The organism is Ruegeria sp. F5 (genome assembly GCF_056533845.1).
Map to the genome: position 1 here is coordinate 22959 of NZ_JBQFOU010000028.1, position 10765 is coordinate 33723.

Sequence of the window (10765 nt, forward strand, 5' to 3'; positions counted from 1 at the left end):
GCGAAAGTCCGCAAAGCGGGCTGCAACCGCAGCATCAATATGGCGGGTTGGATGTCGGCTCTGGGCCGATCTCGGTTGTCGCCGGGCTCCATGGATTGGCAGCTGCTGCGCCGCCTCCGATGTCGACGTTAGAGTTCTGACCCAACACGCAAAAGAGTAGCTGCGAAACCTTAGCTTTCGCAGGCTTGGTGTCACGCTCCCAGTTTCGTTGAAGGTTACGCTCTTGAGATTTGAAGAAATCGTAGGCTTCTCGAACCAGGAAAGTTCTTGTTTTTTGGTGCTTTGCTTCTTCTCACGCTGCAATCTCCTAGCATCATGATGTCGGATTTCTTAAAACATCTGGACAAACCAAACATCAGATGTTTAATATCATCCTATGAGTGAACTTCTATACTATGACTTGAAAGACACTGCGGGTGTGGCGCCTGGCCTCGCAACGCAAGTGTGTCGGGAACTTGGACGGCGCATTGTTGCCGGGCATTTCCCGGAAGGCAGTTTGATTGATGATGAAAACAAGCTGTGTACGCGTTTTGGGGTCAGCAAATCTGTTGTCCGTGAGGCGATCAAGCTGTTGGTTGGCAAAGGGCTGTTGGAAGTTCGTCGCGGTAGTGGAACACGAGTGCGGCGGCGCGCAAGTTGGAATCTTCTGGATGATGATGTGCTGGCTTGGCATCAAGGCATCGAGCCGAAGCCCGAGTTTCTGCGTCAATTGATGGATGTCAGGCAAATGGTTGAGCCCAATGCTGCGGGCTGGGCAGCTCAAACGGCAACGCCAGAGCAGATCGAAGACATTCGCAAAGCACAGCACGACATGGAGCAGGCGACGTCGATCCAGGATTTTGTAGTTGCCGATGCGCTGTTTCACCGCTCTGTCCTGCGCGCCGCGAATAATGAAGTGCTTATTGCTTTGGAGGGCGTGATCTTTTCGGCGCTGCTGAGCTCAATCAAAGTGACAAACAGCGATCCGCGCGAAAACAAACGATCGTTGCCATTGCACCGGCAAGTTTTGAAGGCGATCGAAGCTCACGACAGTGAGGCGGCATCATCTGCAATGCGTGAGCATTTGGCCGATACTTATGAACGCCTTTCGGGGGCTCTGCCGGATTTCAGCGCAAAACGTGGTGCAAAAGAACAAAAGGGATGAGATGTCCACTGTCCGGGACGGTGGCCGGGCTAGTGGTGACGACACGAGACATGCTTCTACCCAGCCTCGCGTCGTCAGGTTGGCCCGATAAATCGGGAGAACTCCACCAGATAATCCGGCGCAATGCGCCCGAAACATCGACGAGGAGGATATGATGTTTTCAAAGCTTTCGAAAGGCCTGCTGGCCGGATCTGTCGCAACGTCCGCGTTGCTGGCAGCTGGGGCGGCATCGGCCGAGGATATGGTTGCACTACTGCTTCCAGAAAACGTGAATCCGCGCTGGGAACAGCAAGATGCTGCAGCTTTTGTGCGCACTATGGGTGAGATTGCACCCGACGTGAAAGTTGAAGTGTTCAATGCCAACAATGATACCGCCACGCAGCAGAGACAGGCGGAACAGGCACTGACTCAAGGCGCAAAGGTTCTTGTTGTCATTCCTATCGACGGGGAAAGCTCGGCGATAATTGCGGATACGGCTGCCGAAGAAGGTATCCCAACAATCGCCTATGACCGGATGATCAACTCGCCTAACACCACGTTCTGGGTGCAGGCCGATTTGGAAGGTATGGGATTTGATCAGGCGACCCATGTGATCGAGAATACAAAGGACGGCGACACGCTGGTATTGCTCAAAGGTTCGCCGACTGATCCGAATGCAGCAGTCATCCACAATGGCCAGCTTCGTGCACTCACGCCTTTGTTTGAAAGCGGCGTACGCGTCATGGGATACGAGAACTGGACACAGGGCTGGGACCCGGCCATTGCCCGTCGCTCGATGGATCAGGCGCTGACTCAACTGGATAACAACGTTCAGGGCGTTGTGTCTTCCAACGACGGGAACGCCGGTGCCGCCATCGCGGCGATGGAGGAGCAGGGTATGGCCGGAACTGTTCCGGTTTCAGGTTTGGACTGCACGGTGCAAGCACAACAGTTGATGCTGCTGGGCAAGCAGACCCAATGTGGATGGCGTCCGCTTGAAGATATGGCTGCGGCCGCAGCACAGGTCACAGTGCGTTTGGTCAATGGAGAAGACTTCTCGGATCTCGCGCCGCAAACCGTCACCAACGGTGTCGGAGCAGAAGTGGCCTATGTGCCGGTTGGTTCGTACTCGGCCATCGGCGCGGAAGGTGTTGCCTATGTGATCGAAAATGATGCTTCGATTACCAAAGACATGGTCTGTCAGGGCGAAGCCGCCTCAACCGACTTCTGCAAATAACAAGGTCGAGTTATGACGTCTGAAGACAAAATGGTGGGGCAAGCTGCCCCACCAGCGCACCTTGCTGTGCGTGGCATTCAAAAACGGTTTGGCGGCGTGCACGCCCTGCGCGGTGTTGACTTTGAGGTCGCTCGCGGTGAGGTGATGGCCCTTGTCGGCGACAACGGCGCAGGCAAATCCACACTGATGAAAGTGCTCGCCGGGGCACATCTTGCGGATGACGGCGCGTTTTTTCTCGACGGTAAGCCAGTCGACGTGACCTCACCCAATGACGCAACTGAGCTGGGTATTCAGATTGTCTATCAGGATCTTGCTTTGTGCGAAAATCTGGATGTTTCAGCCAATCTGTCCTTGGGGGCGGAACCTGTAAAGCCCGGTTGGGGGTTTCTGCCGCGTCTTCTTCGCCCTCTGGACGACCTGGAAATGGAAGTGAAAGCCAAGAAAGCCATCGACAGGCTTGAAGTGCGCACTTTGCAATCTGTTCGTGCCAAGGTGGGCGGTCTTTCAGGTGGTCAACGTCAAGCCATTGCGATTGCCCGCGCGGTTGGAGCCGAAAGCTCGGTCGTTATGCTGGATGAACCCACAGCCGCATTGGGCGTCGCACAGACCCGTCAGGTGCTTGAGGTCGTAAAGCGACTGCGCGAAACGAACCATGCGGTCATCTACATCTCGCATAACATGCGCGACATTTTCGAAGTCTCAAACCGGATCACCGTGCTTCGTCATGGAGGAAATGTCGCCACTTACACAACCTCGGAGACGAACCCAGACGAAATTGTCGTCGCCATGACACGCGGCCTGGACACGGAGAATGGCAATGCAGCCTGATGCTAAATTGACGTTTCTCGACCGATTCAGCGCTCTGCGCGAGACGCAATTCGGGGCCTTTGTTCCTGTCCTCCTCGCGTTGGCAGCAATCTGGGGGTATTTCGGGCTTGTCCTGCCGCTCATTGATTTGATGAGCGGCGAAGCAGACAGTTTCCGTGCGATTTTTCTAAGCCCTCGCAATATCTACAATCTGTTTATGCAATCTGCTGTGATTGCCACGTTGGCGGTTGGGATAACAATCGTATTGCTGCTGGGTGACATAGACTTGTCTGCAGCCGCGACTGCAGGGGTTTGTGCCGCGCTATTGGGCGTGCTGGTGCTGAGCGGTGTGCCCGGTTGGCTGGCCTGCATCATCGTGATTTTCGTGGGCATTGTTATGGGCGCAGCGCAAGGTTTGCTTGTTGCCTATGTCGGCATCCCCTCATTTGTCGTAACGCTAGCCGGGCTTTTGGGGTACCAAGGCTTGATGCAAAAGATCCTGCCGACGGGAAACTTGAACGTCGGTGATCCCTTCGTGCGTGGAATAGCTCGGGTTCTTATCCCGGACCTTTGGGGAATTGTTCTGGGGTTGGCAGTTGTCGGCCTGTTCGCATACTCCAATCTGCGCAAGCAACGCCGGCGCAAAGCGCTTGGCTTGGAACAGGACAGTCCATTCGCTCTTTGGGGTCAGGTCGTCGCGTTTTCTGTCATTGTCGTGGCCGTCGTGCTGACGCTTAACGCTTATCGGTCTCTGCCGTTGTTGCTGGTGCTGCTTGTCGCGATCACTGCACTGTTGGGGTGGATCACAACCAGCACACCGTATGGTCGCTCACTTTTTGCTGTTGGCGGCAATGCTGAAAGCGCGCGGCGCGTGGGGATGAAGGTCAAACGTATTCGGGTCTCGGCCTTCGCAATTGTTGGCCTTATGGCCGCCATTGGCGGAATTTTTGGAGCGTCCCGCTATGGGTCGGTATCTTATACGGCCTTCGCCGGTGGCTCCTTGCTGCTTGAGGCGATCGGCGCGGCAGTGATTGGGGGCACATCACTCTTTGGCGGCCGCGGGTCAGTCTGGAATGCAATCCTTGGCGCTTTGGTCATCGGATCGCTTGGAAACGGGCTGGACCTGACTGGTGCGAGTGCGGCGGACAAGCTGATGGTGTCGGGTGCGATACTGCTCTTAGCCGTCGCGATTGATGCCGTGTCGCGTCCCAGCAACGGAAACGGAAGGTAGGAGGCGGCGATGTCAGAATATGAAAATATCAGTCCACATTTGGCGCTCGATGCAATCCTCAACATCCTTATTCCCGAAAATAGCGTTCGAGGAATCCCGGCGGCGGGAGATCTGGGTGTGGCGGCATTCGTCACAGAGGCGGCTGCGCGTAATCCCGCTCTCAACAGCGCGCTCGTCACCTTGATAGCCCGCGCCGGCGAACTGGCGGACGGTATTACTCCCCATACCGTCCGCCAGCTGGAATCCGAATTGCCCGAGGCGTTCAGTTTGCTGCTCACGGAAACCTACAAAGGTTATTACAGTCGCCCGGATATGCGCGCCAAGGTTGGTGTAGGATCGCATCCTGTGCATCCAGCCGGGTACGAGGTTGTCAGTGATCCGCCCGCGCTTTTGAATGAATTGACCGCGCCTGTGCGCGCTCGTGGGCCAGTGTTTCGCGATCCTACCGGAGGTCAGGCATGAAACACGAACCTGTTGACGTTCTGATCATTGGTGCGGGGGCATCAGGCGCTGCGATTGCCTGGTCTCTGTTGGAAACACGGATGCGCATTCTGTGCCTGGAACAGGGTGATCATCTGCTAGACAAAGACTTCCCATCGCGCCGCGAGGATTATGAACTCGCTCGGTACGCTGAGTTTTCTTGCGACCCGAATATTCGAGGTCTTCCGCAGGACTACCCGATCAACGCGGAGGATAGCTGCATCACGCCGGTCAACTGGAATGGCGTGGGCGGGTCGACAATCAACTTCCTAGGCCACTGGCCGCGGATGCGCCCGTCAGATTTTCGAACCAGATCACTGGATGGCGTGGGTGAGGACTGGCCGGTCGATTATCACGATTTAGCGCCGTTTTATGAAATGAATGACCGCAACACGGGCGTCTCTGGTTTGGGAGGCAATCCGGCTTATCCCGACTATAAGCCGCCGCATCCACCCATTCCGATTGGCAAACTCGGGCAGACTTTGGCCAGTGGATTCAATGAAAAAGGCTGGCATTGGTGGCCGTCTGACGTCGCGATCCTAAGCCGGGATGACGATGGCCGCCAGAAATGCGTGAACGCCGGGACCTGTGATCTGGGTTGTGCGGCGGGGGCCAAGGGCGGAAGCAATTTCACCTATTGGCCGATGCTCGAAAATGCAGGTGTTGAACTGCGCACCAAAGCGCGTGTCCGTGAGATATTGGTGGACGAGGACAGCGGGTTCGCGACCGGCGTGCTCTACCATGGGGCCGACGGGCAAGTTCATGAGCAGAAGGCAGAACTGGTCATTATGGCCTGCAACGGGGTTGGAACACCGCGCTTACTGCTGAATTCCAAATCCAAATTATTCCCGGAAGGTTTGGCGAACCGTTCTGGCAAGGTCGGTAAGAACTTGATGTTCCATCCACTAACCGGCGTTGCAGGAGTGTTTGATGAGCCAATGAAGGGACATGAAGGGCCGATGGCCTGTTCGATCCTTTCACAAGAATTTTACGAAAGCGACCCCGGTCGCGGGTTTGTACGTGGTTATGGTCTGCATTCTGGGCGCTCAACCACACCAATGACCTATGCGCTTGGTGGGTATGGCATCGACAATCCCATCCCATGGGGGGCTGAACACCGAGAGATTATGGACAATGTCTACCCCTATCTCGCTGGCCTGACTGTGGTGACTGAAGATCTGCCGGAAGAACATAATTGTGTGACCCTTGACCCAGATCTGACCGATAGCGATGGCATTCCGGCCCCAAAGATCATCTATCGCTTGGGTGAAAATACGCAGGCGATGCTGAAACATGGCGAGGCCCGCGCCGAAGAGGTTTTGCTGGCCGCCGGGGCAAAGCGCATTCTGCCCAAGGGTGACAAAGTCTGGTGGCGAGCAGGGTGGCACCAGATGGGTACCTGTCGGATGGGCAATGACACCGAGACGTCTGTGGTGAACGGCTGGGGGCGCAGCCACGACGTAAAGAACCTGTTCATCGTGGACGGCTCGATCTTCGTTACGGCTGGAGCGGTCAACCCAACTTCTACGATACAGGCACTGGCGCTCTATATCGGCGACCGGATCAAAACCAACATTGCAACGCTGTTTGATTGAGGTGGCCATGGAGTTTCCAAAACAAATCTACATTGATGGCGCACTGACGGATGGCAGCGGGCGCAAAGAGGTCATCAATCCCGCCACTGAAAATCCCATCGCCACGGTCACCACGGCCGGCTTCGCGGATGTCGAGCGTGCGCTACAAGCCGCGAAGTTTGCGTTTCCCAGGTGGGCTAAGACTTCGATTGCGGACAGGCAAATGTGGATGCGACGGCTGCGCGATGAAGTGATCGCCCATGAAGAGTTCCTGCGCGACTGCGTGCATCAGGAAATGGGCAAGCCCTGGGCCCAAACGCATGAGGATTGGGACAGGTTGGTCGTTTCTCTCGATTTCTTTGCCGAGGAAATTGCCCGCGTTCAGGATTATGGCCTCAGCGACCGGGCTGGCACCCATTCACATCGAATGGTCTATGAACCCGTCGGGGTGGCGGTGGCCTATCTAGCGTGGAACTTCCCTTTGTTGAATCTGGCGTTCAAAATTGGCCCGGCCATGGCGGCCGGGTGCCCGATCATCATTCGCCCGTCTGAAGCGACGCCGATTTCGGCCTATGCAGTGGGGGCGCTTTGCGAAAAAATCGACCTGCCGAAAGGTGTGGTGCAAATTCTCTGTACGGATGGGTATGACGTCGCTGATGCTCTGACCGCCTCGACCATCCCACAAGTCGTGACCCTGATCGGCTCGACCCGGACCGGGCAGCACATCATGCGCACCGGTGCTACATCAATCAAACGCTATTCGATGGAGCTGGGAGGCAACGCTCCGGTTATCGTGTTCGAAGACGCCGACCTCGACCTGGCCGCTGACATCGTGACCGGGGTAAAGTTTTCTAACGCCGGACAGATTTGCGTCTCACCAAACCGTGTGTTTGTGGCCGAGACCGTGCGTGAGGCTTTCACCGAAAAGGTGGTAGCCCGGGCAAATTCGGCTACGGTTGGGTTTGACAAAACAGACGATATCACAACTGGGCCAGTTATTGACGATCGCGCATGGGCTCGCATCAAAGGTTTGATTGACGATGCAATCGCGGATGGCGCGACCCTGCTGGCGGGTGGGGACAGACCCCCGAACCTGAACAAGGGTCACTACATCGCGCCGACCGTTTTGGACAACGTGACCGAAACGATGGGTGTCTATCGACAGGAAACCTTTGGTCCCATCGTCAGCCTAATTCCTTTCTCGGATGAAACCGGGGTCGTTGAAATGGCCAATGACTGCGAGGAGGGTGGGTTAACGGCCTATTTGTTCACGCGTGATCTAGGTCGGGCCGAATATTATGCCGCGCATCTGCGCTATGGCGAAATTCAAATCAACGGGGTGAAGTACGATATCGACTTGCCGCATGGCGGGATCGGTCAGTCGGGGATCGGGCATGATTGCTCAACCCTCGCGCTACACGACTATCTTGTACAAAAGCGGATCACGCGCGCCCTCGATTCCACTGGATTTGGAGGGTTGAACCCATGAAGATCACCCGCGTCACCAGCCATGTTCTCAGCTACGATTTGCCTGAACCGCTGGGGTATTCTCAGCAATATTACCACAAGCGCACGGCACATCTGGTCGAGGTGGAGACTAACGAAGGTGTCACGGGCTGGGGCGAGTGTTTTGGTGCAGGCAATGTCGCCTTGGCAAACAAGGCAATCGTCGAGCAGGTGATCCAACCGATGGTGTTGGATATGGACCCACTGGATCGCGATGTGATCTGGCATAAAGTTTACAACCTGATGCGCGACCATGGCCAGAAGGGAATGCCTTTACAGTCACTTTCTGGCGTGGACATTGCGCTGTGGGATATCGCAGGCAAAATCGCAGGCTTACCGCTGCATAAACTCATCGGGGGCACCCATCGCGATCGCATTCAGGTTTACGGCTACGGTATGATGCTCCGCCCTGAGAGTGTGGACAGTCTGGTGTCTCGTTTTGAAGACGAAGCCGCCACAATCAAAGAAATGGGCTTCGTCGCGACGAAAATGAAAGTGGGGCTTGGTCCGACAAACGACGTGCGCCTGATCGAAGCTGTGCGTAAGGGTGTGGGCGATGACTATCGCTTCATGATCGATGCGAACCACTGCTACACGACCCATGACGCATTTTATGTTGGTCGCGCGATGGAAGAGTTCGACCCCTATTGGTTTGAAGAGCCCGTCGCCCCGGAAGATCTTGACGGATATCGTGAGCTGCGCGCCGGTTTGAATGTCAACATTTCGGGGGGTGAAGCAGAATTCAACCGATGGGGCTGGCGCGCCTTGTTGGAAAGCCGCGGTTTGGATATCGCGCAGCCGGAGGTTTGTGCTCTCGGCGGCATCACAGAATATCTGCGCGTTTTGGCATTGTGCCACGCGCATTTCACTCCGGTCGTGAACCATGTTTGGGGTTCAGCCGTGGCAGTGGCCACCAATATGCACCTTCTCGCAGCCATGCCGTCGCTTCCAGGTGGATTATTCCCGTGGGAACCGATGCTCGAATTCGATACCACCGACAACAAGTTCCGGGATGAACTGCTTTCTGAACCGCTGAACATACAAACTCAAGTCGCGTCAACAGGCGGTTTTGCAGCGATTCCAAACGGCCCTGGCTTGGGCGTGGATCCAGATCGTGACTTTATCAAACATTATTCGAGCTGACGGTATGGGTGATCTGAACGCGCTCGAATTTGTCGGAGTGGATTGGGGGACGAGCACCTTTCGAGCCTGGTACTGCAAGTCCGGGGAAGCGCCAGTCCAAATTCACAAAAGCGATATGGGAATGTCAAAACTCAGGCGCAATGAGTTCGCTCCATATCTTGAAAAGATCCTATCAAACAAAGGGATTTCCTTTTCTGCCCCGGTAATCATTTGTGGAATGGCCGGCGCGCGCGAAGGTTGGCGAGAGGTACCGTATGTTTCGGTGCCTGCGTGTCTTGAGGACATAATAAATAATGCTGCACACGTGACTGCCGGCCGCTATGGCTGCACTATCTTACCGGGTGTCTGTATTGCTGAAGAGGGACGCTTTGACGTGATGCGTGGCGAAGAAACCCTCTTGTTTGGCGCAATTTCGAACGGCGTACGGGATGGTATCTTCTGCCTGCCAGGGACGCACTCAAAATGGTGCCGGATCGAGTGTGGCAATCTTGTTAGCTGGCAGACTGTCATGACCGGAGAGCTATTTGCGCTTCTGTCAACAGCCTCAACCTTATCGCAATTCTGTGGCAGCATCAGATCGGAACTCTTCGATAAAACTGTTTTTAGGAATGCAGTCCACGAAGTATTAGCACAGCCAACGTCTGCTATTCACAAACTGTTTTCGATACGCGCTAGGGCACTGTTGGACCCCGAAGCTGACATTTATGACTTTTCGTCTAGGCTATCAGGTTTGTTGATTGGACAAGAGATCGCCGGAGTTCATCTGGAAGAATCTGACCCAGTGTTTTTGATTGCCAGTGGACCCATTCGCGAAGCGTATAGTTCGGCAATCAATATCTCAGGAAGTGAAGTTGAGACTATTGCAGCAGATACATCTGCTATCGCGGGATTGTCCTTGTTTGCTCACGAGCTTCTTAAAACCAATAAGGTGGCATCGCGAGCTCAATGAACTTTCGGGCAGTACGAACCGAAGCGAATCGACAGCAAACCGACCTTTTGAGCATGAACGAGGTCGTTCCTTATGTAGCGCTCTAAAAGCTTGAGATCTTGGTTGCCGGTATCTTACGTCGAGCTAGAAAGTGAGGATTTTGCACTGGCAAACCAGATCCAGCCGACGGCTCAATGACCCGGTCAAAACTGCCCTCCAGGCTCTGCTCTTTGATATATGCGGCCAGCGCACCAACCAGGTCTTCCGCAATTTCGGCTTTAGTATAGTAGCAATCCAGACCACCCCGCCTGAAGCGCTCGAAACTCACTGCATTCATTCAATTCGACTTTCAATAAAACAGTAGCCGTTATGCAGGAATGAAGTTTCGCAGAAATTTAAGGGGTGAAGAGCTTTACCGTTTCGAAGCTTTAAGAACCCCGGGGGGCGCACTTGGGCAGGCGTATGTTGTGATCTGCGAATGGCCGGGGATCCTCACGCAACAACCGCCAGCACTCGATATCCAGATGATTTTGAGCGGCTCCAGCCGAAACCATGTCGGATAGCTTGTTCAGCCTGGAAGGGCAGGGTAGTGGGAGAGCCTTCAGCTCAATGGCAGATACACCGCGGCTGCCGGACAATGAGGGCGGAAGGACGAAGCCGCTATCGCGGCAATGGCGCTTATGGCTGGCGTTATGAGCCGATCCTGATGGCGCATATTTTGTGATCTTGCTGACCT

General features: G+C 55.1%; 10 protein-coding genes. 9 read left to right on the plus strand and 1 reads right to left on the minus strand.

Annotated elements, in window-relative coordinates; all coding sequences use genetic code 11:
* The first annotated feature begins 376 nt into the window (after window positions 1-376).
* The 9 genes from ACR0K1_RS23725 to ACR0K1_RS23765 all read left to right on the plus strand — a co-directional run bounded on the left by ACR0K1_RS23725 (window position 377) and on the right by ACR0K1_RS23765 (window position 10050).
* The gene (locus ACR0K1_RS23725; RefSeq protein WP_480617342.1) at window positions 377-1144 is read left to right on the plus strand and encodes a FadR/GntR family transcriptional regulator; all 768 of its coding nucleotides are present in this window, start codon (window positions 377-379) and stop codon (window positions 1142-1144) included.
* Between the two features lie 241 nt (window positions 1145-1385).
* On the plus strand, window positions 1386-2360 hold the full coding sequence (locus ACR0K1_RS23730) for an ABC transporter substrate-binding protein (protein WP_480852092.1): 975 nt from the start codon (window positions 1386-1388) through the stop codon (window positions 2358-2360).
* A 66-nt stretch (window positions 2361-2426) separates the two neighbouring features.
* Window positions 2427-3188 (plus strand): ATP-binding cassette domain-containing protein, encoded by a 762-nt coding sequence (locus ACR0K1_RS23735; RefSeq protein WP_480852093.1) that lies wholly within the window; start codon window positions 2427-2429, stop codon window positions 3186-3188.
* A gap of 7 nt (window positions 3189-3195) precedes the next feature.
* A complete protein-coding gene (locus tag ACR0K1_RS23740) occupies window positions 3196-4398 on the plus strand; it encodes a sugar ABC transporter permease (RefSeq protein ID WP_480852094.1) in 1203 nt (400 codons plus the stop codon).
* A 9-nt stretch (window positions 4399-4407) separates the two neighbouring features.
* The gene (locus ACR0K1_RS23745; RefSeq protein WP_480852095.1) at window positions 4408-4860 is read left to right on the plus strand and encodes a hypothetical protein; all 453 of its coding nucleotides are present in this window, start codon (window positions 4408-4410) and stop codon (window positions 4858-4860) included.
* Window positions 4857-6473, plus strand: a complete 1617-nt coding sequence (locus tag ACR0K1_RS23750; protein WP_480852096.1) for a GMC family oxidoreductase — start codon at window positions 4857-4859, stop codon at window positions 6471-6473. Before ACR0K1_RS23745 ends, ACR0K1_RS23750 begins: the two co-directional genes overlap by 4 nt.
* A gap of 7 nt (window positions 6474-6480) precedes the next feature.
* Window positions 6481-7941, plus strand: a complete 1461-nt coding sequence (locus ACR0K1_RS23755) for an NAD-dependent succinate-semialdehyde dehydrogenase (protein WP_480852097.1) — start codon at window positions 6481-6483, stop codon at window positions 7939-7941.
* Window positions 7938-9101, plus strand: coding sequence for a mandelate racemase/muconate lactonizing enzyme family protein (locus ACR0K1_RS23760; RefSeq protein ID WP_480617348.1), 1164 nt, complete (start codon window positions 7938-7940; stop codon window positions 9099-9101). The genes ACR0K1_RS23755 and ACR0K1_RS23760 overlap by 4 nt, the downstream gene beginning before the upstream one ends.
* Window positions 9073-10050, plus strand: coding sequence for a 2-dehydro-3-deoxygalactonokinase (locus ACR0K1_RS23765; RefSeq protein WP_480852098.1), 978 nt, complete (start codon window positions 9073-9075; stop codon window positions 10048-10050). The genes ACR0K1_RS23760 and ACR0K1_RS23765 overlap by 29 nt, the downstream gene beginning before the upstream one ends.
* An 82-nt stretch (window positions 10051-10132) precedes the next feature.
* Here ACR0K1_RS23765 and ACR0K1_RS23770 read toward each other — a convergent pair whose 3' ends face one another.
* On the minus strand, window positions 10133-10366 hold the full coding sequence (locus tag ACR0K1_RS23770; protein WP_480852099.1) for a hypothetical protein: 234 nt from the start codon (window positions 10364-10366) through the stop codon (window positions 10133-10135).
* Window positions 10367-10765 lie beyond the last annotated feature (399 nt).